The following is a 25,036-nucleotide window of genomic DNA, read 5'->3' on the forward strand; positions in this document are numbered from 1 at the left end:
GAACGGCAAGTGTGGCCTTGTGTCTCAGGCGATGATTTGGGCAAATTATTCTAATGCCAGCCTAAGGGCGGCGGCGGACGCAAATGGTGAAATGATCAGGGCAACCAAAGTAACCGCACCGGTAAGTGCAAGATGCGGCGCCGGATCCGTTAGGGTTATACTTGCTTCAATTGCGCCTACGCCGAAGATTAATGTTGGTATATAAAGCGGTAAAACAAGTAATGTCAGCAAGACCCCACCGCGCCTTAAGGCAACGGTCAAAGCAGCGCCAATACTGCCGATTAAACTGAGGGCGGGTGTTCCTATCAGTAACGATATAAGCAGCATTTTATACCCGACTTCTGGCATGTTTAATAAAGCGGCTAATAAAGGCGCGAAAATGATGATGGGTAAAATAGTTGCCGACCAGTGTGCAATGGCTTTGGCGATAACAATCAGTTCAAAGTTGATCGGCGATAATGACAAGTCATCGAGGGTGCCGTCTTCAAAGTCAGCTTGGAACAGGCGATCTAGGCTTAGTAAACACGCCAGCAATGCAATAACCCAAATGACACCAGAACTGATTTTAGCAAGTGTTGATGCTTCCGGCCCTATTCCCAGCGGGAACAAAGATATCGCAATCAGAAAGAAACCTAATGTCATGCCACCGGCACCACCTTGGGACCAGGCCAGTTTTATATCGCGCTGAATTAAAGCGGTAAAAATCGTCAACAGGGAAGGACTTGTCATGACCAATACCCTCCGTATTGCATCTTCGGTGTATATTGATCCAGATTGATAACTTCACCTTCTACGCCGATGTCATCATGCGTTGCGACAATAGCCGCGCCGCCTTTTTTTATATGCCGTTTCAGCATATCCGCTAAGGCCGCACGGTTTTCCGCGTCCACACCCACTGTTGGCTCATCCATAAGCCAGATGGGGCGGTCAACCAGCAGAAAGCGTAAAAGCGCCGCCCGCCGCCGCTGACCACTTGAGAAATACTTAATTGGCTGGTTGATAAGGTGCTGGAGTTTTAGCGTCTCTAGGCATTGTTCGATATGATGCTTCTCGGGTTTTTCACCGTTTAGAAGGGTCGAAAAATACGAGCAGTGTTCCAACAGGGTAAATGTATTTTTAAGGCCATTAGAATGATCGAGCACCATTAGGTTCTGAGAGATTTCAGCATATTCCCCGTCGATTTGCAGGCTAATGTCGCCTGAAATTGGGGTTAATCGCTCGCTTAGGGTGCGGATCAGTGTTGATTTTCCTGATCCGTTTGTACCGTGAAGATATTGGATAGAATGGTTCGTGAGCGATATTGATATATCCTCAAAAACATGCCGTCCACCGCGCCTAACGTTCAACTTTTGAGCGGTTAGTGTTATGTCAGGATATGTCGTTTGCGTATTTTTAGATGTTTCGACCATGTTGGCAAGCTAGTGAAAGACACTGACGGATACAAGCGAAGAAAGTGATTTACGTTCTTGATTTCGACTTCTGGTTTCCCATTATAAGATTGTAGCGTGATGGACAAAACTTGTTTGGGGCGGGGCAATCTTATCCCAAACAATATGGTACGGGGCTGTTTTGCAAGAACCACATGACAATCTCTTTGGGCTGATATTGCCAGATGGTCTGATTTTGGCGTTTGTGGTTTTGTGCGCGCAAATTTTAACCAGCATCCACATTTTATCGACTAAAGACCAGGTTCGATCAGCGATAGCCTGGATTGGGCTTGTATGGCTTGCGCCTGTTTTTGGCCTTTTTGCCTATTTTTTATTTGGAATTAGCCGGATTCGGCGAAGGGCAAAACTCGCGCGTGAGAAAAGAGGATTGCCGCCACGTACCGGCGCTTTGGCTGACCCGGCGGGAATATCGCTCGCAGGCTTAAATGCCAACACATCAAAACGCTGGATTGCGCATGACCGCCTGGCCGGGCGTTTAACAGGTATGCCCTTAGCTGCAAACAACCAGATTGCGCCACTGCGCGGTGGCCGCGAAGCCTATAATGCGATGATCGAAGCCATTGAAAATGCTGAGCGATCGATTGCGCTAACAACCTATATTTTTCAGGCTGACCAAGCTGGCCGTCGATTCGTAAGGGCACTTGTGCGCGCGAAAGAACGCGGTGTCGAGGTGCGTGTGTTGGTTGATGCGGTGGGGAATTGGTATGGCTTTAAGCCCGTTTCCAATTTGCTTAGGCGCCACAATATTGCTGTTGGCGTGTTTAATCCCGCGAGACTGTCCTGGCGACTGGCCTTTTTTAACTTAAGAACGCACCGGAAGCTTCTAATAGTTGATGGTAGGCAGGGGTTCGCCGGTGGTATGAATATCCGAAAACATCATTTAGAGCGAAGTGATGGGAGACCACGGGTAAGGGATACTCACTTCAGCTTAAAAGGGCCTATTGTAAACCAGATGATGGAGGCTTTCGCTGACGATTGGATTTTTACAACAGGCGAAAGTTTACAGGGTAATCTTTGGTTTGCTCTGCATGACTTATGGTCTAGTGGTGAAGGCTGTAATTTTATGATTGCACGCGCTATTGCTGATGGCCCGGACGAACCTCGGCAAAAAACGGCGATGATTATTGAGAGCGCGCTCGCTGCTGCCAGAAGAAATATCAAAATTGTCACCCCCTATTTCCTGCCAAACGAAGCGCTTTTGGCAGCCCTTGAACAAGCGGCCCTTCGAGGGGTGGAGGTGCAAGTTTTAATACCCGAAAAAAGCAACTTACCTCTTTTCGGATTAGCAGCTTTCGCTTCATTGAAACCTTTGATCCGTTCTGGTTGCAAGATCTTTGCTGGTAAAGCGCCGTTCGATCATACCAAATTGATGATCGTGGATGAAGATTGGGTGCTGTTAGGTTCCAGCAATTGGGACGCGAGGTCATTGAAGTTGAATTTTGAATTCAATATTGAGTGTTATGATGCTTGCTTTGCAAAAAATATGAATAAAAAAGTCGATGCAAAACTCCTAGGCTCAAAGCCTGTGACTATTCCTAATCTAAATAAACGCGGGTTCTTTAAACGTTTATTTGGAAGAATTCTGTGGCTCGCGACCCCTTATTTATAAGCGTGGCTGCCCTTTAGCTTATGAAGTGGCTTCTTTGCCCTGCGGAAGGTATTTATCAATGCGGGCCGCAATTTCTTCCTCAAGGTGATTTTGCAGTTTTAAGGTGAAGAGAATTTCTGCAATCAAGAACGCCGGGGCCATAAAGATTTGTAAGAGATTATCAAATAATGCAGGTTTACGCCCCTCAAAGCCATGACCAATAAACTGAATAATCCAGCCGCCAACAAAACAAGTAGCAAAAATCAAATAGGGTGAGTCGTTTGGCCCGAATTGCTCAGCAATATAGAGGAGAACCATATATACGAATGTGGCGATGATACCCACCATTGGAACTGCTATTATATAAACGAGCAATAGAATTGATATTAACGCCCCCGCAAGCGTTAGCGGACCAATCGCTAATGTCACTAAGGGAACTTGTGCCGCTAATACAAGTATTGAGAAAACAATCAAAGGGACGCCGATATGGTGTGTGGCCTGATTTCTACCATCGCGATGATACGCTGAATACATAGCCATTTGCTCAAAAAACCAATTGCGCATCATTTTCTCCCACCGATTGACCTATGTGACTAGCTAATATCTTTCCTTATATGCTGACTTATCAAGCGCAGAAAGAAAAAAGGGTAGATAAACCAAGGTTGAGCACCAAAGTGGGTAAATCATAGGCATTTTTATTACCCTAAAAATTGTATTTGTTAATTTTTCGTTAATTTTTATGGTTAATTTCTGTTAACTATATTTAAAACGCACTATTAATATTTTAGTCAGGAATTATGGCTATCTACTGAGTCAGGGGGCCGAATATAGGTTTCGCTTTGAAGCAGGTTCAGGCGATAGTTGTATTGGTAAGGGAATTAATAATGCAGTTTATGACTTCAGATAATCAAGCAAGCGCGTATGCTAAACGGGCATTTGGTTTGATGGAAGAGTTGAATGTTCCACCTATCCCCCAAAATTATGAAATTTGGTTTGGTTATGCGAGTGATCAAATTCCAAGTTTAAACAAGGCCTTGGATAAAATTATTGCCGAAAAAGGTGGATTTACTATCGATATATCGTCCGAAATCTATCGGCGATTTTTCAGTAATGTTGAAAATGCAGAAATTATCAACGAAACGAGCGCAAAGATAGAGAATGAAGTATCGGGTGTACTCGATATTTTGGGGACTGCATCTGATGAATTTGCAGGGTTTCAGGATACTATAAAATCCAATTTACAAGACTTTACATCGGTTGAAAAACCCGTTGATTTTGAAGAATTTATCCAGAATGTCGTAAAAGAAACCTGGAAAATGCAGGATACGAACGAAAAACTGCAATCGCAGCTTCATAAGTCATCCAGTGAAATCAGTACACTGCGCGAGTCCCTCGAGGAAACTAGAAAAGAATCGCTGACCGATGCCCTAACAGGCATATCCAACCGGAAAATGTTTGACAGCTTCCTCGCCCGTGTTTCAGAAGAAGCAGTGGCCGAAGATACCCCGCTTAGTTTGGTTATCGCTGATATTGATCATTTCAAGAAGTTTAATGATACATTTGGTCACCAGGTCGGAGATCAGGTACTTAAACTAGTGGCCGCTGATTTGAGTAATAATGTGAAAGGGCAGGATCTGGCCGCGCGTTATGGCGGTGAGGAATTTGCAATTGTCTTGCCGAACACGAAAAGTAATAATGCGTTAATCCTCACTGAGCAGATTCGCAAATCAATATCTTCAAAGAAAATCCGTAACCGCCAAACAAACACAGACTTTGGCGCTGTTACCATGTCATTTGGTATTGCCGAGTTTCGATCTGGTGAAGCAATAGAGCGTTTTATCCAACGTGCGGATGAGGCTCTTTATAAAGCTAAAGAAGCGGGCAGAAATCAGTGTATGTTAGCTGAAAATTGACCCAGATATAGTAAAAAGCCGATTTTAGATCGGCTTTTTACTATGACCATATAGTCTATTCTTGTGGAAGATCTTCTTCAAGAATAGTCATATGGAACTGATAGGAAATCTCCCCTTCATCCTCATCGCGGTAAACGATACCGATAAATTCGTTATCGAGCATTACCTCTAACGAGTCCGTTGCCTTGGGGCGTCTCATTAATTTTAAATTATCGTTGCTGAATGTATTTTGTAGATATTCTTGTACTTTGACAATCTCGCCGGGGCCCATATTTTGCTCCTCATTAACCATCGGTGCGAAAAATCTGTTTAGAGTTTATAAAGCTTGATTCCAAAAAAGAAACTGAAATCACGAATTTGCGACAATCTCGATTTTCTTTAAGGTCCGTTATAAAGTTACTAAATCTTTATAATTTATCGGATAAGTATATTGGATGATTGATTCACACGATAGCGATATATTTGCGGACGACGAGCTGTTTAACCAGTATCTGAACTGGACAGCTGATGCCATTAAAGACATGAAAGCCCTTTTTGATAGCTTTGATGCTATGGCAGATAAAATGTCTGAAATGTCAGATCAGTTTTACAGCCTGTCTCATAATATTAAGGGTATGGGGGGTAGTTTTAACTTCATCCTTATGACAGAGGTTGGAACATCATTATGTACATACCTAAAAGCAAAAAATGCTGAATCGCCGCTATCTAAGAAAGTACTAAATGCCCATATCAGGGCGTTTGAAGTTGTGCTCAACAATCGTATTTTGGGAGATGGCGGCGACAAAGGTAGGGCCTTGTTATCACGCCTGAGCGATATTGTGTCAGAAGAAAGCAATAACTAACTTCCAGACGATTTTTGCCGTTGTCTAAACTTGTCTACTCGTCTGTTTGATCCACCGTTTCTGTATAATGGCCCCATTCCTGACGTCCGTCACGATTTTCTAGAATATTTTGTAATGCTGCAACTGCTCTACGATCAAATTTGCTACCGCTTTCATTCTGTAAAATATCAATTGTTTTATCAAAGCCCAGGCTTTTACGGTGTGCCCTGCTTGAAACCATTCCGACAAAGGCATTTGCGACGGTAAGAATTCTTGCTCCAGCTTCGATCTCTTCTGCCTTACGACCGTCGGGTTCGCCAGAACCATCCCAATTCTCTTGAATTTGCTCCATCATTTCTGCGACAGGACCATCGAAATCTATACCTTTCACAAGGTTAGCAGCACGCTGCATGCTGTGCCTGACTAAATCCAACTCATCATCACTCAAGGGTGTTTCTTTTGTAAGAATATTTGATGGGACAAATATTTTACCCAAATTCACCAGCTGACCTGCAATGGATAAGGATTCAATTTCCTTGTCGCTCCATCCTATTTCTTGGGCGATTGCGCATGCAACATCAGAAACTCTCGCTGAATGATGTTTGGCCCACGGATCACGGGCATCGATAATTTCGGTTAAGCTGGCAACAAGTTGACGGAGTAATAACTCTGTTTTTTCCTGTGCTTTTACAAGCTCAGTTACATCCTGCATAACCAATAGAACAGAAGCGTCATACTCTTTTGAGGTGTTTAAACTCAGTGATTGTACATGATAAAGGCGCTTAGTGTCTTGCCCGTATGACATTGTGAACTCACTTGGGGCGCCATTTGCGGCCTTGTCTATTGCTTCGCGGAATTTTTCCGCATTCTCGATTGGAAACACTGAATCAAATCGACTGTTTGTAACAGCTTCCTCGTCAATACCGAGGAGATTACACATACCGCGGTTGGCAAAATGAATTTTAAAATCTTTATTTAAGGCCGCAATTGCTGTTGGCTGGCTGTCGCTTAGCGTTTTCAGAAACACACTCAGGGCGGCGTTGGTTGCACTCAGTCGAGATTGCTCTTCAAAGGCAACTTCCAGTTTTCTGGAAACACTAATACGCCAAATTAATACCAGGGCGGTTACAATCACAGCGATGAATAGGGATAGAGTAACAATCAGGTTGTTATACCGGCGATCAATATCAGCAGACACTTCAGTTGAAGAAATAGAGCGCACGAGTATCCATGGCACCGGGGCAGTAAACTCGCGCCCTGTAACAAGAACGCTATTGCCTGTGGTGTCCGTGTCGAATGTATAGAGGCCCGGGTTTTTCAAGGCGAATAATGAGGCATTGTCAGTGAGTGTATCATTGCTTTGTAAGCTGGCGCCAATAGGGGTAATTGCTGTTATATTTTGGTCATTGTTGACGGCAGGGCTTACGACATATGTTTTTGCACTATTACTCACAGCCCCTGGCTGCTCCAGTGTTTTTAGAAAGTCACTATCGAGGGGTTTTGCGCCAATAAGCCATATGTTCCCGATGTCACCAATCGGCGCACCAAACAACACCAATTTTGTTTTATCGCTTAACTGAGGGCCAAGCATAATGAAGGGTTTTCTGGCTTTTTCTTTCGCGAGGCTTGGGTGGCTGATTTGTGGCATTCCGGTAGTGGTTACAAGCCCGTTTCCATCCCCATCGATGAGCGCGATGCCTGCGCGCCTTGGCCGCCTGATATTGGCTCCGATCGGATCAATAGCGCGGACTTCATGAAAACCAGACCGCTCGGCTTCTGCAGATAGTAATGAAAATACAAACCCTCGCTGAGCTTCAGCCAGAACTTCATCATCGTCTGAAATAATCTGGGACGCATAGAGCTGTAGCGAAGCATCTGTCGAGAGGTCTTCTATTGTTTTTAAATGTCGGTTTAGCCATGCAGATGCATCCGATACTCTGCTATCAGCAACAAGGCCTAACCTGTCTTCCCATTGTTTAAGGTTTTGACGCGATTCGTTATTTGCGAAGCGTGTGATAAGTATAAATCCAAAAACAGCGACAGCAGTAATAATAATACCTGCAATAAGAAAAGATTGACGCGAAGTCCGTTCAGCCATTTTTTGATCCCTTGTTGCTGTATTAAGAAATTCTGTCCTTGAAACAATGAATTCGCTTTTTTGTTCAGCTACTCATGCTATGTTGAAACATAATGGTGGTTCGCTCAATGAAAATTTTCTCGCTTATATGTATTTGGATAGTATCGGCTAATGTTTATGCCTATAACCCGGATATCATTCGCTTACGCCCTGATGATACACAAGATCAAGAGGCGCCAGATTCAACACCGATAGGTCAAACCAGATCATCGCCATTCTTAGGGTTATCGAAGGGGTTGTTTCAAAGTAGAGAAATCCATTCGGCTAACATCCAGCGATTTACAAAATGGGTTGATTTGTGGCGTCGTCACAATCTAAATTCAGAGAAAATCATTGAACCGACGTTGCCTGAAAATGTGCGTTGCATCGGCTTAATGCGCGCGCGTTGTAATCGTCAGGCGTGGGAAACTTTTATCAGTGAAACGGCGTCGAAACCTTCGTTTGATATGTTGGCCAAGGTTAATCGGTATATGAACCGGTCCCCTTATATTGTTGATCCAGTGAATTGGGGGGTGCCTGATTATTGGGCGACACCGCAAGAGTTTTTTTTCAAAGATGGTGACTGTGAAGACTATGCGATCAGCAAGTATGTAACCTTGCTGCGATTGGGTTTCGATGCTGGGCAAATGCGTCTTGTAATATTGCAGGATGAAAACCTACGCGCTGCCCACGCTGTTCTCGCAGTTTTGGTTGATGGTGAGCAATATATTCTGGATAACCAGATCGATCAGGTTGTGTCCCATGATAGTATCTTGCATTACCGTCCAGTTTATTCGATCAACAAGGATGGATGGTGGCTGCACCAACGGCAATATAAGCGCCGTTAGATATCTTGATGATATTTAAGAAATTTTTATAGATTTCGTGTTTTAAATTTAGAGAGTAAAAACTGGCCAATGGGGGGGCTGTTAAACAGAGATTATACCAATGTCGTCTACAGATGAATCATTTAGCAAGTTAAGAGACTTTTTACGCCAGTTAGAAAGGCATACGGAAGGCCGCAAAGCTTTGCACATTAAAATGTCACGGCTTGAGCGTCACTTGAAAGATGGTCATTTTAAACGCGCTGCGGGCGCGGCCCTAAGACCATTGGTGGAAAAACATGGTTCAACGATGTTTCCTCTGCCGAGTAGCGATATTATTCTGATTACGAAAACGGCAGATATATACGATATGGCGACAGCGCTTGCGAACGTATATAAAGAATTGAAATCATCTGCAGTGATCCCGACTAACCCTGTTGAACCTGGTGTCGCAGACAATTTTACAACCTGGTATGATCTGGAGAAAGATTACCAGCGCCTTGTTGATGATGTAGACGCACTTGAGGCGACTGGTGTCGCGGTAACACAAGCAGCCCCTGTATCGGTTGGAACCTCTTCAAACAATAATACGTCATCAACGCCAAAATCACGCGTGCAATATGTAGATGTAAAAATGCCCACTACAGAGGCTAAACGCCGTGACCTCGACCCTGAGATGTTGTTGGCTTTAACGAATGTGCTCAAAAGCGCTGATGTAACATCCTTTATCCAACAGCAAGCGATTATGGCAGTCATTGAAGGTCATGGTTCGGTTCCTGTAATGTTTCATAAGTTCATATCAAATGATGCAATATTTGATCATTTGTTGAAAGAAACAAAGCTAAAGGCAAATCCATGGTTTGATGGCTACTTGGCTGATTTAATTGCTGATCGAATTCTACGATCAGACATTAATATGAAGAATACTCAGTCGTTAGCATCCAGTATCAAAGTTACGGTTAACGCTGTGATGAGCGATGCATTTGATGGCTTTAATCATGGCCTTGCAGATGTTGCACGTTCGAAAGTGATTCTTGATTTTTCTTTGGGTGATCTTTTCGCGAATTCTAGTCTGTTTTTGTCAGCTCAAGATAAAATTAAAGAGCTCGGGTTCAAATATTCTATCAGTAATATGGACTTAATCTCGTTCGGTTGGGCGAACAAGGAATTACTGGCTGCCGATTTTGTGAAAATACGCTACCCTAATGACGTGTCCAATTACTGGCTGGATAGTAAGCGAGCACTGTTCTTAAAAACACGACTAAAGGATATGGGTATTGCCAAATTTATCTTAGAAGATTGCCGTGACAAGGAAACAATCGCACGCGGACAATCGCTTGGCTTTACTATGTTCCAGGGAAGCGCCGTCGGTTAATGAAACGGATAGTTATATTCTTCTTAGGTTGGCGATATTAATAATCCTGCTAGCGCAGCACTCATCAAATTCGACAAAGATGCTGCGAGGACAGCCCGCAATCCAAGCGCTGCGATATCTGACATCCGGTCTTTGATCAAAGAACCAAGTGCACCTAGCATAATGGCAATCGAGCTTAGATTTGCAAAGCCACACAGCGCAAATGTTGTAATTGCCGCTGTGCGGGGGCTAAGGGTATCCTGAATTTCACCCAAACTTATATAGGCAACAAATTCATTCAGAATAAGCTTTTCGCCAAAGATTGCCCCTGCTGTTTGAGCTTCATTCCATGGGATGTCGAGCATAAACATGACGGGTGCAAAAATGTATCCGAGAACCATTTCGACGCTTAGATTATCAATGCCAACCAGCCCGCCAGCATAACCGACAATCCCGTTTAGCAGCGCAATTAAGGATACAAAGGCAATAAGCATCCCTCCAATGTTGACTGCGAGCATTAATCCGTCTTGAGCGCCAACGGCCGCCGCCATAATGACATTGGAATGTTCTGTTTTCGCGTCCTTAAGGTTAACCAAGTCCTTATTATCTACCTTAGACGCGTTATCATCGGGCATAATGATTTTTGCCATCAATAACCCGCCAGGTGCGGCCATGAAACTTGCGATCAATAAATATTCGATATTGATTCCAAACTGAGCATAGGCTGCGAGCACAGAACCAGACACTGAAGCCATACCAGAGACCATAATAGCAAATAATTGCGGTTTGCTAAGGCTGGATAGATAGGGTTTAATCACAAACGGAGCCTCTGTTTGGCTAACAAAGATATTTGCCGTTGCGTTTAAAGACTCGACAGGAGCTGTTCCTATTGTCTTTTGTAAGGCACCGCCAACCCATGCGACAACACGTTGCATAATTCCGACATGATAAAGTACAGCGACAAGAGAAGAAAAGAATATGAGAATCGGTAACACTCTGACGGCAAAAATAACACCCATATTGTCACTTGCGAGCGGGCCGAAAACCATATTTATTCCAGCTTGAGAATATCCAAGAAGCGCAGAAACCCCGCTAGACATGCTCTCGATCGCTGTTCGTCCGAATGGTACATAAAAAACGAACACAGCAATTGCAATTTGAAGAGCAAAGGCACTACCAACCACTCGAAGGCTGATGGCTTTTCTATTGGTAGACGCAAGGTAGGCAATCAATAGGATGAGGCCAATTCCTGCAAGGCTTGTGATCCAATACGGCATAGTTTTCTGCTTTATGTATCAAGAACGGACTTGATTATATGGTGTCTTAACGAATAAGGCACCGCAAGTTCTAGCCTGACGGTGCCTTATGTGTGATCTGTGAATTGCGGCTTATTCTAAACCAGCAACTTGTGCTGAACTTAGGCCCATTGCTTTTACAACAGAATTGAAAAATTCAATTTCGGTTGGGCGCACTTCACCATCTGTTTTGATTACTTCTGCAAGCGATTCTACGATCATAATGCAGTCGTCCTGACCCAGTTTACCGCTCATTTTCGATAGGTAGCGCGGCAGTGGCGCAGATTCGTACAATTCAGACAATGCAGCAACACGTACATCCTTCGTGCTGACCTCTTCGCCAGTTCTAGCTTTGAAGATATTTTGTACGGTTTCAACTTCCAGATTATCAATGTTTGAGTCGCTGCTGGTTGCCCGCGCCAGTACCATTAATAAAACTTCTTTGATCAATTGTTCTTTTTCTTCGCCTGAAGGCATTTCGCTACCTTCAAAAAAGCGAAACACATTTTTAAGCTGCGCCAATACCATTGTTTCGTCCCCTAGGTCACTTGACATTAATATATTCAAACCTGATAGCAGCCCAAACTCGACAGAAGGTCAAGCAAATGTTTGCAAAAGGTTCAGTTTTTTACGGTGAATGCTTTATGAGGCCAGATAGCGATCAAGTCTATCTAAAATCCTAGAACAGCTGTGTGCTTAGAATATATTTCTGGCGGAGCGACAGGGATTCGAACCCTGGAGGGCTTGCGCCCAACACGCTTTCCAGGCGTGCGCCTTAAACCGCTCGGCCACCGCTCCTGATCAGAAATAAGCCCGAATGGGCTTGGTGCCGCGCAATATAGCTATCCCTAGCTGATACGCAAGAAAAAAGGGACCTAAATGCAGGTCCCTTTCTATTGTTGTTATGTAACAGGCTGATTAGCTGCGAATTGTATCCAGGAAATTCTCTACCTGACCTCTCAGGTCATTTGATTGTTGCGTGAGCAGCTGGGCAGCAGACAGAACCTGTGTCGCTGCTGCGCCAGTAGAGCTGGCGCCTGTGCTAACCTCGTTAATGTTTGAGGTCACTTCTTCAGTACCTGTTGATACTTCTGCGACGTTTCTTGCGATCTCCTGCGTAGAGGCGTCCTGTTCTTCTACCGCTGATGCGATAGAAACAGCAGTGGAATCGATTTCCCCAATGATTGATTTAATCTGGTCAATGGCTTCTACGGCTGTATTGGTTGCTGTTTGCATGCCACTAACCTGATCACTAATTTCCTGTGTCGCATTAGCAGTTTGGTTCGCAAGGCTTTTCACTTCGCTCGCTACCACGGCGAAACCTTTGCCTGCGTCACCGGCGCGTGCGGCTTCAATCGTTGCATTAAGTGCTAGTAGGTTTGTTTGCTCAGCGATATCGTTAATAAGATTGACAACGTCACCAATTTTTTGGGCGGCACTAACAAGTTCAGCAATATCCTTACCCGCTTCCTCTGTACGGGTAACTGCATTTCTTGCTGCGGCACTTGATTGGTTGGTTTGACCCGTAATTTCACGAACAGACGCAGATAACTCTTCGGCTGCACTTGCCACCATCTGTGCGTTTCCGCTTGCTTGCTGCGCAGCCATAGAAACGATTTCTGATTGCTTTGATGTATCGTCGGCTGTTTGGGTCAGGCCTGTTGCAGCATGTTCCATATCGCTTGCTGATTGGCCGACGCTTTCCACAACCTCCATAACTGATGCTTCAAACTTGTCTGCAAGATCGAGCATAGCCTGACGGCGCTCTTTTCTGGCTTCTTCAGCTTGTTGCTCTTCGCGAACCCGGCGTTCTTCCTCTGCTTCACGGGCCAGGCGTTCTTCCTCGGCTTTGCGTTCACGCTCAGCTTCTTCGCGCTCACGCTGCTCAGCCTCGAGGCGGCGACGTTCTAGCGCATTTTCCTTAAAGATCTGAACGGAGCCTGCCATCGTGCCAACTTCGTCAGTGCGGTCACCATAGGGAACTTCTACTTCAAGATTGCCATCGGCGAGAACAATCATAGTGTCAGAAATGGCGTTGATTGGTTTGGTTACACGTGAAAGAACGATAAAGATCGCTCCTGCTGCGATAACCAAAACAGCAACCAAAATGAGTATTGCTGTTGTCAAGCTTGTACTTGCTGAAGCAACAGCTTCCTCGTTTAATTCTCGACCTAGTTTATCTGCGAGATCGCCCATTTTTTGTATGGGTGAGGCAGCCGCCGCCGCAGTTTCAATCCATGTTTCAGCGGTTAGTTCATAATCTGGTTCTTCGTCATCTTCAACTTCACCAGCAGCATATATTTCGTCTTTTGTTTCAACGAACTCTTCAAAGAAGCTAGTTTCTATCGCGGCTACTTGTGCTTTAATCTCAGGATTAATCCATTCAGAGGCAACAATTGATTTTGCTTGTGACCAAGCACTTGCTACAAAACCCCCATACCTTGAAATTGCTTGCAGTTTAAAGGGGTCCATTGCTTGGTTGCCTGCGATATTGGTCCCGATTGCGGCTGATTCTTGTGCAGCATATTCTGTCATCAGCCACAATTTTTGTTTTAATTGAGTAATGGAATATAATTTGCTGTTTCCGAGATCGAAGCCATTTTCGATTGCACCCCTCAGGTCCGCTGCTTTATCGATAAGATCATTCAGGGGGGTGAGAGCTTTTCGGGCTCTTAATTCTCTATCATCTGATGACAAACGGATTTCTTGTAATAGTTTGGGACCGATTTCGTCATAAGCTTTAAAGGCTGCTCGGAATTCGCGTAACTTGTCCCCACTTCCGGTAAATTCGCCTAAAACTGTTATCGATTGTAGCACAGCTGTATAAGCACCATTTGCAGAGCGGCGATTATTTTCAACAGTGTTGATGAAACTAGGGGGGGCTGCACTTTCGAATCCGTATGCTGTCGATACGGCAGTGCGTTCAAGCGCTACAGAGTTTTTCAGTTGGGTCAATTCATCAATTGTCGAATTGATCGCTAAAGACCGATCTGCTGCTTCACTCTTCTTCAAAGCGTCGCTGATCTGTACCGCGGTCATTGTCATAATGATCAAAGTAAGCACAGCAGTGATGCTGATTAAGAAGTTTTGTATACTAAAAATAGTCTTGGTGTTTGTGTTCCCAGTGGAAGACATGATCATAAGACCCCATGTTCTTATCGTTAAATTTAGCTGCTCACAAATGTGACATTGCGTATATTTCGCATACGGCAGTTAACGAAACATAAAAACCAGGTAGTTTTTTTGGAAAATTGTGTAAATGTGACCAATGGTGATTGAATTTGTGCGTCTCAGCGCATAATCAGTCGATTTATTATGCGACTATACTGGTAGGGTTTTGATGCAATCATATGATGTTATCGTTATTGGAGCCGGGGCAGCAGGTTTAATGTGCGCCCTTACAGCGGGCCAGCGCGGTAAAACAGTATTGCTGTTAGAGCATGGTAAAAAGGCAGGTGCAAAAATCCTGATATCAGGGGGTGGGCGCTGTAATTTTACCAACGAAGACGTTAAGCCTGAGAACTATATCAGCAGGAATCCCCATTTCGCGAAATCAGCATTGGCGCGTTACACTCCTTGGGACTTTATGGGACTATTGGCGTCGCACGGTGTTACCTGGCATGAAAAGAAGCTCGGGCAATTATTTTGTGACCAGGGTGCCAAACGGATTTTGAAGGTTTTGCTGGATGAATGCCAAAAGGCGCACGTGCAGTTACGCACGGAAATGAGTGTGAAATCTATAAAGCGGGATGCTGACCACCATTTTATTCTTGAAACATCTAGTGGCAATGTTGGTGCGAAAAACCTTATCATCGCAACGGGTGGCCCCTCTATTCCGAAAATGGGAGCAACGGGGTTCGCTTATGAGGTCGCTGAGCAATTTGAACTTGCCCTCGTTAAGCCAGAACCTGCTTTGGTTCCATTTGTTTTTGACGCTGAAGATAAAGAATTTATGAAGTCTATGGCGGGTGTGGCTGTTGACGCTAATGTTTTTAATGAACGCACCGGATTTCGGGAGAATATTCTCTTTACCCATCGCGGTTTAAGTGGCCCTGCAATTTTGCAAATTTCTTCTTATTGGCAATCTGGTGAAGCAGTCAGCGTAAATTTACTTCCTACTATTGCTGATGGGCATGGTTGGTTGGTCTCGCAGAAAAAACAACATCCCAAACAAAAATTGAAATCTATTCTGGAAGCGTATTTACCTGCGCGGCTTAATGAGGCACTGGTTGGCGAATTCAAAAGGCCTATCGGTGAAATTTCCAACATGACAATAAGCACTCTCGCTGATCAGTTAACCCGCTGGCACTTAAGCCCTACCGGAACTGAAGGCTACGCCAAGGCCGAGGTTACCAAGGGTGGCATTGACACTGATGCTTTAAGTTCGCGTACAATGGAATGTAAAACGGTTCCCGGTTTATATTTTATTGGCGAAGCGGTGGATGTCACAGGTTGGTTGGGCGGCTATAATTTCCAGTGGGCTTGGGCGAGCGGACACGCAGCCGGTCAGGCGGTAATATGACGGGTTGCTAGACTATAGAAACAGTGTTTGACCAAACATGCACCCTATCAACATAGACTACGTACTATTGATTTATGGACTATATGCTGAACATGGGAATTTCTAAGTCCTAATCATATCAACATTATTATTTATATTGCGAAGCCTTACTTTGCCAGGTGTTCGGCCATACTTTTTGCTGAAAGCGCGAATAAATGCCGCTGGTTCTGTATAGCCAACACGCCATGATACAGCCTCTACGCTTAACTTCACTGTTTCAAGGAGTTCAGTCGCGATACCCATCCTGACGTCCGTATATATCTCCCTGAAATTTGTTCCTTCCGCGTCTAGTCGACGGCGCAGCGTGCGTTCACTCATAGAAAGTTTACTCGAAATATCCTCTATCTTAATTTCTTTACCAATAAGAGGGATAATTGCATCCTGAACTTGTTGAGACCATTTTGGCAAAGCGCCTGTTTGTTCAGCCAAAAGTGTGTTGCATTGCGCCAAGCAATATTCAAGTGTCACAGGGTCCGACTTAGGCAGGGGGGCGTCCAATTGATAAGGAGCAAGGAGTAACCCGTTTAAGGTCTCATTATACTGAACGGTTACACCCAGCGCTTTGGCTAATATCGCCTGATATGATGTATCTGCATTTGTTGTGTAAACAATAAAATCATCTACGTTGAAGCTTGGTACAACCTCTTTAACAAAAGTCATCGTAACTGTAACATGTCTTTCGAGCGCATAATTATGAATAGAGTGTGGTAGCTGTGACATATCGAATGTAACGAGTGGCGTGCTATCAACATTAGAGAGTTGCATGTCCGCGAGAATGAGTGACACCGCTGTGAAGTCGACGCCTGTTTGGATGGCGGTTCTCAATGTGGGGCTACTTAGCATTGCAAATCCCCAAATCCCGAATGCATGAACATTGTATTTGCGCCCAACATAGACGCCAGGGCATTGCTCTTTCTTTAGATTTGCGATTGCATTCTCGGTTACAGCGACTTCTTGGGCCAAAGTGATCATAGTACCAGGTGTCAGCAAATCCTGTTCTGATATGCCTGTATTGGTGAGGCAGGTATGCGCGGTCACGCCCAACTCACTTACGGCATCCAGTAAAATACGAACACTCGCAGTTGTCCTTCTGGAATGCATGTCCATTGCTTGGCCCTTTTGCAAATTTGACAGAGTGTAACCTATCATGTTGACCGAAAATATCAATACATTGACCGTTTCGGACATGGTTTTCAAGCCGGCGGTCAGACATAACGCCCTCCAACAATTATTATGAACAGCATTTATTAAACAGGGCCTTCAAATGTCACTACTGTATACCATCAAGGGCATGACGTTATCAGCGTATGAACAAATACGGTTTGTTGGAAAATTCTACCGTAAATACATCGTGCAAGACGCTTACTTTTGGAAAGAGTCCACCGAGACTAATGCTCCAGTAGAGCGGCAAAAGAAAAAAACTGTTGAGACAAGGGCACGCTCAGGCGCGATCCCTGCCAATACCCAGCCAATTCATTTTAACCTGTAATACCAGAGTTTGATTAAGGATCCCCCTATGTCACATAAAGTGAAAAAGTCATTTATTGCAATTCTGTGCGCATCATCATTTCTAATTTCGGCTTGCTCGAATGAACAACAAGATTCGGACTCGGCAAATATAGCGAGGCCAGTGAAAATGATTGAGATTAAAGCCTCATCCGATATCAGGAAGGTTTCATTTCCAGCAATTGTTGAAGCAAACGAGTCCGTTAATCTGACCTTTGAAGTTAATGGTGAACTCACCAAACTAGAGGTCCTTGAGGGCGATATAGTCAAGAAAGGTCAGATTATAGCGCAACTTGATCAACGCAATTTCTTTAATAACCTTAGGGCTGCACAAGCAGAGTTTAACACGGCTGAACTAGAGTTTGATCGCGGCGAGCTTCTTGTTTCCCGAGGCGCTCTCGCTCAAAGTATTCAGGATCAACGTAAGGCAAGGCTTGATATCGCGCGCGCCAATCTTGACATCGCTCAAAAAGCGCATGAAGACACCGTACTGCGCTCGCCTTTTGAAGGTAGTATTGCTGCAGTTCATGTTGTGAATTTCGAAAGCATAACAGCACAAACTCCCATCATTACACTTCAAACTATGGGGGCAGCCGAAGCCAAGGTCCAAATCCCTGCTACATTGGTTGCAAATTCTGGTCGGATCGAAATTCTTGAAAACACCATCACGCTTGATGCTGCACCTGATCAAGCTATCCCTACGCATATTTCAGAACGTGCTCGTCAAGCGGATCCGCGCACACAGACTTTCGAGATGGCATTCGCATTTAACCCGCCGGAAGGTCTAAATATTCTGCCTGGAATGACAGGCCATGTTGATGGTGTTCTTAGAGTTGTTAGCGAAACGGGTGGTACTGAAAGAATGGAAATTCCTGTTCATGCAATCCTCGCGAAAGGTGGCAAAACTTTTGTCTGGGTTGTCAATCCAGAAACTATGACTGTCTCAAAACGTGAGGTGATCACCAGTACCGATTTTGGTGAAACTCTAAGAATAGAAAGTGGTCTGGAAGCTGGTGAACAGATTGTTGGTGCTGGAGCAGCATTTCTTCATGACGGCATGCAAGTCCGTCGCTTCGAACCGTAAAGGAGGCATCAATGAATCCTGCAGAATTTTCAATTAAGAATCGCCTCATTTCATTTATCATTATGATTTGTGCCCTCGTTGGCGGGTGGCTAGCGTACGAGAGTATGGCACGTTTCGAAGATCCGGAATTTGTTATTCGAGAGGCCCGGATCATTACTCAATATCCTGGTGCTTCTCCAAAAGAGGTTGCAGAAGAAGTGACGGAAACCTTGGAGACCGCACTTCAGGAAATGCAAGAAGTAAAAGAGCTACGTTCAATTTCTTCGAATGGCCTATCGATTATTACTGTAGAAATTAAATTCGAGTTCGCGCCCGATAAGCCCGCTTTGCAGGCAATTTGGACCAAAATGCGGAACAAGGTAACAGATAACATTGATAATCTTCCACCCGGTGCCATCAAGCCTATTATCAATGACGATTTTGGTGACGTATTTGGCTTATATTACGTTCTTACAGGGCCTGGCTATTCAGATAAGGAATTACATGAATACGCAAAGGACTTAAGACTAGAGCTTCTTAGAGGCGACGGGGTTGGCAAAGTTAATATCCTGGGTGCTCAGCGCGAGGTTATTTATGTAGAAATTGGCCGCGAACGCGCTACTCGTCTTGGCGTTTCATTGCAACAGGTCTATGCAGATCTTGCGCAACAGAATGCGGTTGTGTCTTCTGGCGATGTGGTTATTGGCAATCAGCGTCTGATTATCACCCCTAGTGGAAATTTGGACAGCGTTGAGGCTATAAAAAACATTAAAGTTTCTACAGCAACCGACGGCACGACACTCTATTTGCGTGATATTGCAAATGTAGAACGAAGCTATCTTGACCCGTCTCGTCAAATCGTTCGTTATAATGGCGATCCAGCTATTGCTATCGGTGTTGCCAATGTAACGGGTGCCAATGTGGTGAAAATGGGTGCCTCCATCGACCAAATTCTTCTAAAAACAGAAGCATCGCGCCCGATCGGTATGGAACTGCATGAGTATTACCATCAGGGCAAGATCGTTGATGTTGCGGTAACTGATTTTGCTCTCAATGTGGTTGCAGCACTTGTTATTGTTCTTGTAACACTCGTCATTTTCATGGGCCCGCAGTCTTCACTGATTATCGGTATTGTTCTTGTTGTTACAATTGCTGCAACACTCGCAACCATGCAGGTTGCCGGTATCCCGATGCATCGTGTATCGCTTGGAGCCCTGATTATTGCACTAGGGATGTTAGTTGATAATGCGATTGTTGTAACGGAAGGGTTACTGGTTGGTATCAAAGCTGGTCGCAAAAAGCTTGAGTTGGCAAAAGAAGTCGTCGGCCAAGCCAAGTGGCCTTTGCTCGGTGGTACTATCGTTGGAATTTTGGCGTTTGCCCCGATTGGCTTCGCGCCAGGGCGCACAGCAGAATTCACTAACCACCTATTCTGGGTGATTTTAATCTCACTTTTCTATAGTTGGGTATTTGCTATCACAACCGTACCGTTCCTTGCCGATTTGCTTTTCAAAGATCCGATTGGCGCATTGGCTCCGGACCTTCGTGTAGAAGGGCGAGGTCTTCGCATTTATAAGAATTTTATGCGGAAAACGCTTAATCATAAGAGTGTTCCGGTTGGCATCGCGGTTATCATGTTCGCAGCTGCGATTTGGGGTTTCCAGTTTATGAAACCCGGTTTCTTCCCAAATTCGACCAGTCCTCAGATTGTTATCGACTTCTGGATGCCGGAGGGCACTGATATAAATGCGACTGATACGGAAATGGCAAAGCTCGAAAGTGAGTTAGGTGCAATTGATGGTATTACAGATGTGCAAACGGTTATTGGTGCAGGGACACTGCGTTACATGCTGGTTTATATCCCAGAGGTTCCGAATGGCGCTTACGGGCAATTCCTTCTTAAAGTAGAGAGCCTGGATAAGATCGAACCTCTTCTGAAGAAAGTTCAAAGCCATATTGATAGTAACTATCCAATTGCACAGGCTGAGGTGAAACGTTTCAAGCTTGGCCCTGGAGACGGGTCTAAGATTGAAGCAGCTTTCAAAGGGCCAGATCCCGTAATATTGCGTGACCTCGCTGACAAGGCCAAAGCGATTATGGCTGCAGACGCTGGTGCAACTTCCGTGAAAGACGATTGGCGCCAACCAACAAGCATTATTCGCCCGCTTTATTCAGAAGCAAGAGGCAGAAGGCTGGGAGTTTCCCGCGAAGCGTTCTCGAACGCTCTCGCTGTAAATTATTCGGGTCGAGCTGTAGGGATTTACCGTGAAGCAGACACGCTTATTCCAATTATTGCACGCGCCCCGACAGAAGAGCGGTTGGACGCGCGTGGCTTGGCTGCAATTCAAATCACCAGCCCGACTACCGGCCAAATTATTCCGGCTATTGAACTAATGGACGGTATTGAGCGCGTATGGCGTGACGCTAATCTAAGGAAAGAAAATCGTATCTACACGATTAAAGCACAAGCAGACCCTGTCCACGGAGAGCTGGCAGGTAAAGTTTTTGAACGGGTGCGTCCGGCAATTGAAGCGATTGAACTTCCGGCAGGCTATACCCTTGAGTGGGACGGAGAATACGGCGATAGCACTGAGGCGCAATCAGAGCTGGCGACTACTATCCCGTTCGGTCTCGTCGCGATGGTTCTAACTGTTGTGCTGCTTTTTAATGCCTTGAAGCAGCCGCTTGTTATCTGGGCGGTGGTGCCACTCTCGCTCATTGGCGTTGTTGCAGGGCTTTTGGTCACCGATACACCTTTTGAGTTTCTTGCTATTCTTGGTCTGCTTTCGCTTTCAGGTCTTTTAATCAAGAACGCAATTGTTCTGGTGGACCAAATGGATTTGGAGATTAGTCAAGGTAAAGCCCGTTTTGATGCGGTGGTTGATAGTGCTGCCAGCCGTATTCGACCTGTCATGATGGGGTCCCTTACGACTGTGCTGGGTGTTATTCCACTCTATTTTGATGCTTTCTTCAAATCGATGGCGGTGGTTCTAATGTTTGGATTAACCTTTGCTACACTCCTGACACTTGTCCTCATCCCGGTTCTGTATGCGATGGTTTTCCGCATTAATTCCACTGAATGTGCTCCAATTGAAGGATAGAATGATGAAAATTTTTAAGACAACAACTATGATTGTCGCGTCAGCGCTTCTTCTGGGTGCATGTGCGACAGAACCTGGTGGCTTTGAAGCAAATCAGATTGCGAATTCTCAAATCACTGATACGCCGGACTACTGGGAAGCAGTAGCAGCTCAGGCCGGGCCTGTAAAAAATGGTTGGCTCAATACATTCAATGATCCCACGCTCACGAAACTTGTTGTGGAAGCACAGGCGAACAATCGTAACCTCCGTGCCGCTTCAGCTGAAGTAGAGCAGGCGTGGGCTTTTGCCAGACTTGCCGGTGCTGAATTGTCACCGCAGGTTGGTTTGGGTGTAAGCGGCTCCAGCATTGGCGTTATTGATGGACAAAGTTTCGAAAATGCTAGGATCGGTCTTCAGGCCTCTTGGGAGTTGGATGTATGGGGGCGTATAAGATCAGGTCAACAAGCAGCAAGTGCCAGTGCAGAAGCAGCGGTTGCCGATCATCGGTTTGCACAAATGTCGCTTGCTGCAGCTGTCGCCCGCGCTTATTTTATCGCGGTTGAAGCTGAACGTCAGCGTCAGGTGGCTGATGCCATTGTTAAATCCCTCAAAGAAACGGATGAACTGGTTAAATTCCGAAGTGAAAATGGCTTAGCGTCAGAGCAAGACCTTGCGCTCTCACGTGCGAATTTGGCCAATGCTCGTGATACTGTTGTATCTATTGACGCTGCCAAAAGAAATGCGTTGCGAGCGTTGGAAGTGTTAATTGGTCGGTATCCATCTGCTGAAATTGAGTTAAAATCAACATTACCTGACGTACCGGGGGCGCCGCCAGCGGGTATCCCCTCTGAAATACTTGAGAGACGGCCAGATCTACTAGCTGCTGAACGCCGAATAGCTGCTTCCATTGACAATGTTGATCAGGCAAAGGCAGCACGTTTGCCGAGAATTAGCCTGAGTTCTAATCTTGGTGGATCGACATCTGACCTTAATGGCCTTTTAAGCCCGAGTAATTTCTTCTGGACTGCTGCGGCCAATCTACTCGTTCCGGTTATTGATGGCGGCGCACTTAAAACACAAGTTGATATCTCTAAAGCTGAACAGAAAGCGGCAGTAGAAACATATGCACAGGCTGCACTAAGGGCATTTCAGGAAGTTGAAACTGCCCTCGATAGCGGCGTTACTCTTCGCAAGCGTAGGAAACTGGTGGAAGAAGCTAAAACTCAATCTGAAAAAGCCCTAAGCCTTACTATGCTTCAGTACCAAGTCGGAGAAACGGATTTATTGACCGTTCTTCAGATACAAAATCGTGTATTTCAGGCTCAGAGTAATGCCCTCTCAGTCAATCGCTTACAACTTGAGCAATTTGTCGACCTTAACCTCGCTTTGGGTGGCGACTGGAATTGAAGGTTGTTAGGGATAGTGAAGTGAGTCGGCCATCTAAAAATTTGTTTGTTGAGAGCAATAAACTTATCCGCGGCCCTTTAACAAAACTAAATAGCTCGGACATCGAAGAATTGCATCCGGTTTCTGAATTTTACCGTCACTGGCATAATATTAAAAATGACAGTGCTTTGTTGAACCGCGAAAAATTTAGCCCAATGGCAATACCACGAGTGTTGCCTTGGATAATTGTTTTTGATCATGAGGGAAACACCACGAATAATTTCTCATATCGTTTGGCTGGCGAAGAAATAATAGGGCTGATCGGTGCTGACCCAACAGGAAAGTTCTTTGGCTATGAATTGCTAGACGCTGAGCGGCATAATCAGGAAAAATACCTGCTTGAAGTATGCGAAACCCGACTGCCGGTTATTTTAAGAGCTGAATTTACTCCGCCAGGTCGGCAGGAACAGTCAATTATCATTGGCCTTTTCCCACTTAGTCTTAATGGGGAAAAAGTGGACCAGGTATATACTGTTTTGGCCCCGGTAACGGAACGGATTGCGTCAAACGAATTGAGGAAACTATAATGATTGAACAAATCTTTATCGGCCTCAGTATGATTGCGGCCACTTTTGGGTGTGCGGCAGCCCTGATGTTAGCGTGTGCAGAATTTCTTCGTTGGCTTCGCCGAAATTCAAACAGTCAGAAACTATTTCTCAATCAGGTCTTTGCACTGACTACTCTTGCTACTTGGCTCGCCGTGAACCTGTTAATCGCCATGGCGGCCTGGGCTAAGCTTTTGACATACATAGATGTTTTCCCATCATTTTCTGATGGATTATATTTTAGCATGATTGCTTTTACGACACTCGGATTCGGTGATGTGATCTTGCCGCCAGACTGGCAATTGCTCTCGGGCTTTATTGCAATCGACGGTTTTCTTCTTTTTGGTATGGCAACGGCCTTCTTATTTGAAGTATCTCGTGAGTTTTACGAGGACCGGGAAATGTGGAAACAAAATGCCACGAAGTTTAATGCCATGACGAATGATTGTTTAGGAACCAACAAGGTTTAAAGTGAAAGCAAAAAGAATATTCCCAATGCGTTTATGATAGACTGCTGAGGAGAAACTCAAATCTTTCGCCAATCTTTTTGATAAAAAGGTACGTTTCGATAAACGAGTATGAGCGTTTTAGCGTAACATAAAGATGCAAAATAATATTTGCCGCACATATGATGGTAAGAATGATGGTACTTAGCCAAGAACAACAAGATTTTCTCGACTATTGTCGTTCCCTCCCTGCTGACATAGATGGCCAACGGCATCGAGAAGATTTTAAGGCTAGAGATATCCCTCATTTGCTTGGATTTATAACAATTCTGACCGTTGAACCTGATGGTTCGCTTTCGGTTACCCTTGCCGGTAGTAAGACCGAAGCCGCACTAAACACATATGCCACGGGTCAGAATCTATTGAGATCTTTATTACCCCGCGAACATAAGGTTCTGTTGCAGTATCATCAAACGCTGTTTAGTTGGCCATGTGCAGGTTCTAACACGGTGATTGGTCATGCTCGCGGGAGTAGTGTTACGGCAATGCATTGTATTTCATGCCCGTTTGTTGCAAGCGGGCGAAATGGCGCATCGAAGCCGATTATTATTACCTATTCTCGCTTTGACAATGTGCACACCGTAATCAGTGGTGATATCAACACCAGGATTGGCCTTGATACAATGCAAGCTCGGCAATTTCAGGATTATAACTTTCATGACATCGGTTTTGGCACCCCGAAGAATTTAAGTTTCCTCGAGGAGTATCAATCAAGAATTGAACCTGTGACAGCAGCATTTGGTTAAGGCCTCAAGCTAGTATTTTCATTTAGTTAGTATAAGGTGTTTCCGTATTGGAAAGGTTGTTATCTGAAGGTCACTGGGTAGTAATTAGTGATTGTGCATTATTTGCCGTTACTTGGTTTTGTGTACCGATTTCGGCAAAATATTCAATTTGCTCGATTTCAGCCACAAGCGTCTGATATCGTTTTTGGAAATCTTCCAGGTCCCGGCCCTCGAGCGTTCTCGC

General features: G+C 44.9%; 23 protein-coding genes and 1 tRNA gene (1 of these 24 cut by a window edge). 13 read left to right on the forward strand and 11 right to left on the reverse strand.

The annotated features are described in order from the left end of the window. Window positions 1–45: 45 nt before the first annotated feature. The gene (gene ccmB, locus KFF44_RS01690) at window positions 46–729 is read right to left on the reverse strand and encodes a heme exporter protein CcmB (RefSeq protein ID WP_255936553.1); all 684 of its coding nucleotides are present in this window, start codon (window positions 727–729) and stop codon (window positions 46–48) included. Further along, the gene (ccmA, locus tag KFF44_RS01695; RefSeq protein ID WP_255936554.1) at window positions 726–1,409 is read right to left on the reverse strand and encodes a heme ABC exporter ATP-binding protein CcmA; all 684 of its coding nucleotides are present in this window, start codon (window positions 1,407–1,409) and stop codon (window positions 726–728) included. The genes ccmB and ccmA overlap by 4 nt, the downstream gene beginning before the upstream one ends. A gap of 160 nt (window positions 1,410–1,569) precedes the next feature. Between ccmA and KFF44_RS01700 the strand changes: the two genes are divergently transcribed. After that, complete coding sequence (locus tag KFF44_RS01700) at window positions 1,570–3,057, forward strand: phospholipase D-like domain-containing protein (RefSeq protein WP_255936556.1); 1,488 nt, start codon at window positions 1,570–1,572, stop codon at window positions 3,055–3,057. Between the two features lie 18 nt (window positions 3,058–3,075). Here the strand turns inward: KFF44_RS01700 and KFF44_RS01705 are convergent, their stop codons facing one another. After that, window positions 3,076–3,603 (reverse strand): DUF962 domain-containing protein, encoded by a 528-nt coding sequence (locus tag KFF44_RS01705; RefSeq protein ID WP_255936557.1) that lies wholly within the window; start codon window positions 3,601–3,603, stop codon window positions 3,076–3,078. 317 nt (window positions 3,604–3,920) lie between these two features. Between KFF44_RS01705 and KFF44_RS01710 the strand changes: the two genes are divergently transcribed. Beyond that, window positions 3,921–4,949 carry a GGDEF domain-containing protein gene (locus KFF44_RS01710; protein ID WP_255936558.1) on the forward strand — a complete coding sequence of 343 codons (1,029 nt, stop codon included), beginning with the start codon at window positions 3,921–3,923 and terminating at the stop codon, window positions 4,947–4,949. 55 nt (window positions 4,950–5,004) lie between these two features. On the opposite strand, the gene KFF44_RS01715 is transcribed toward KFF44_RS01710, so the two are convergent. After that, window positions 5,005–5,220 (reverse strand): DUF3126 family protein, encoded by a 216-nt coding sequence (locus KFF44_RS01715; protein ID WP_255936560.1) that lies wholly within the window; start codon window positions 5,218–5,220, stop codon window positions 5,005–5,007. A gap of 163 nt (window positions 5,221–5,383) precedes the next feature. Here KFF44_RS01715 and KFF44_RS01720 point away from each other — a divergent pair, with 163 nt between their 5' ends. Then, complete coding sequence (locus tag KFF44_RS01720) at window positions 5,384–5,791, forward strand: hypothetical protein (RefSeq protein WP_255936562.1); 408 nt, start codon at window positions 5,384–5,386, stop codon at window positions 5,789–5,791. A 34-nt stretch (window positions 5,792–5,825) separates the two neighbouring features. Here the strand turns inward: KFF44_RS01720 and KFF44_RS01725 are convergent, their stop codons facing one another. Continuing rightward, window positions 5,826–7,868, reverse strand: coding sequence for an HD-GYP domain-containing protein (locus KFF44_RS01725; protein ID WP_255936564.1), 2,043 nt, complete (start codon window positions 7,866–7,868; stop codon window positions 5,826–5,828). 107 nt (window positions 7,869–7,975) lie between these two features. Here KFF44_RS01725 and KFF44_RS01730 point away from each other — a divergent pair, with 107 nt between their 5' ends. Next, window positions 7,976–8,734, forward strand: a complete 759-nt coding sequence (locus tag KFF44_RS01730) for a transglutaminase-like cysteine peptidase (protein ID WP_255936565.1) — start codon at window positions 7,976–7,978, stop codon at window positions 8,732–8,734. Between the two features lie 100 nt (window positions 8,735–8,834). Beyond that, window positions 8,835–10,085 carry a hypothetical protein gene (locus tag KFF44_RS01735; RefSeq protein WP_255936566.1) on the forward strand — a complete coding sequence of 417 codons (1,251 nt, stop codon included), beginning with the start codon at window positions 8,835–8,837 and terminating at the stop codon, window positions 10,083–10,085. Window positions 10,086–10,108: 23 nt separating this feature from the next. Here KFF44_RS01735 and KFF44_RS01740 read toward each other — a convergent pair whose 3' ends face one another. The 4 genes from KFF44_RS01740 to KFF44_RS01755 form a co-directional block, all read right to left on the reverse strand. Next, entirely contained in the window at window positions 10,109–11,341 is a 1,233-nt protein-coding gene (locus KFF44_RS01740; protein WP_255936568.1) for a NupC/NupG family nucleoside CNT transporter, read from the reverse strand. Window positions 11,342–11,452: 111 nt separating this feature from the next. Continuing rightward, on the reverse strand, window positions 11,453–11,914 hold the full coding sequence (locus KFF44_RS01745; RefSeq protein ID WP_255936569.1) for a TerB family tellurite resistance protein: 462 nt from the start codon (window positions 11,912–11,914) through the stop codon (window positions 11,453–11,455). Window positions 11,915–12,069: 155 nt separating this feature from the next. Beyond that, window positions 12,070–12,157: transfer RNA gene (locus KFF44_RS01750), tRNA-Ser, on the reverse strand. A 120-nt stretch (window positions 12,158–12,277) separates the two neighbouring features. Next, window positions 12,278–14,494: a methyl-accepting chemotaxis protein gene (locus KFF44_RS01755; protein ID WP_255936570.1), complete on the reverse strand. Its 2,217-nt coding sequence runs from the start codon at window positions 14,492–14,494 to the stop codon at window positions 12,278–12,280. A gap of 205 nt (window positions 14,495–14,699) precedes the next feature. Between KFF44_RS01755 and KFF44_RS01760 the strand changes: the two genes are divergently transcribed. Then, window positions 14,700–15,881: an NAD(P)/FAD-dependent oxidoreductase gene (locus KFF44_RS01760; RefSeq protein WP_255936571.1), complete on the forward strand. Its 1,182-nt coding sequence runs from the start codon at window positions 14,700–14,702 to the stop codon at window positions 15,879–15,881. A gap of 102 nt (window positions 15,882–15,983) precedes the next feature. On the opposite strand, the gene KFF44_RS01765 is transcribed toward KFF44_RS01760, so the two are convergent. Next, on the reverse strand, window positions 15,984–17,027 hold the full coding sequence (locus tag KFF44_RS01765) for an AraC family transcriptional regulator (RefSeq protein ID WP_255936572.1): 1,044 nt from the start codon (window positions 17,025–17,027) through the stop codon (window positions 15,984–15,986). A gap of 157 nt (window positions 17,028–17,184) precedes the next feature. Between KFF44_RS01765 and KFF44_RS01770 the strand changes: the two genes are divergently transcribed. From KFF44_RS01770 to KFF44_RS01800, 7 genes are all read left to right on the forward strand, one after another. Beyond that, window positions 17,185–17,409 carry a hypothetical protein gene (locus KFF44_RS01770; protein WP_255936574.1) on the forward strand — a complete coding sequence of 75 codons (225 nt, stop codon included), beginning with the start codon at window positions 17,185–17,187 and terminating at the stop codon, window positions 17,407–17,409. 147 nt (window positions 17,410–17,556) lie between these two features. Continuing rightward, window positions 17,557–18,510 (forward strand): efflux RND transporter periplasmic adaptor subunit, encoded by a 954-nt coding sequence (locus tag KFF44_RS01775; RefSeq protein ID WP_255936575.1) that lies wholly within the window; start codon window positions 17,557–17,559, stop codon window positions 18,508–18,510. A gap of 11 nt (window positions 18,511–18,521) precedes the next feature. Continuing rightward, entirely contained in the window at window positions 18,522–21,590 is a 3,069-nt protein-coding gene (locus KFF44_RS01780; RefSeq protein WP_255936576.1) for an efflux RND transporter permease subunit, read from the forward strand. A 1-nt stretch (window position 21,591) separates the two neighbouring features. After that, window positions 21,592–22,977, forward strand: coding sequence for an efflux transporter outer membrane subunit (locus tag KFF44_RS01785; RefSeq protein WP_255936578.1), 1,386 nt, complete (start codon window positions 21,592–21,594; stop codon window positions 22,975–22,977). A gap of 20 nt (window positions 22,978–22,997) precedes the next feature. Continuing rightward, entirely contained in the window at window positions 22,998–23,543 is a 546-nt protein-coding gene (locus KFF44_RS01790; protein ID WP_255936580.1) for a PAS domain-containing protein, read from the forward strand. Then, on the forward strand, window positions 23,543–24,031 hold the full coding sequence (locus tag KFF44_RS01795) for a potassium channel family protein (protein WP_255936581.1): 489 nt from the start codon (window positions 23,543–23,545) through the stop codon (window positions 24,029–24,031). Before KFF44_RS01790 ends, KFF44_RS01795 begins: the two co-directional genes overlap by 1 nt. A 170-nt stretch (window positions 24,032–24,201) precedes the next feature. Continuing rightward, window positions 24,202–24,813: a hypothetical protein gene (locus KFF44_RS01800; RefSeq protein ID WP_255936582.1), complete on the forward strand. Its 612-nt coding sequence runs from the start codon at window positions 24,202–24,204 to the stop codon at window positions 24,811–24,813. 70 nt (window positions 24,814–24,883) lie between these two features. Here KFF44_RS01800 and KFF44_RS01805 read toward each other — a convergent pair whose 3' ends face one another. Then, a protein-coding gene (locus tag KFF44_RS01805) for a peptidoglycan DD-metalloendopeptidase family protein (RefSeq protein ID WP_255936583.1) crosses the window boundary here: on the reverse strand, window positions 24,884–25,036 show its final stretch. Its footprint extends 1,296 nt past the window's final position; 153 of the gene's 1,449 nt are visible here — the last part of the coding sequence; the start codon falls outside the window, past its right edge; the stop codon is at window positions 24,884–24,886.

Source organism: Kordiimonas sp. SCSIO 12610, from assembly GCF_024398015.1.
Lineage (GTDB): Bacteria > Pseudomonadota > Alphaproteobacteria > Sphingomonadales > Kordiimonadaceae > CANLMI01.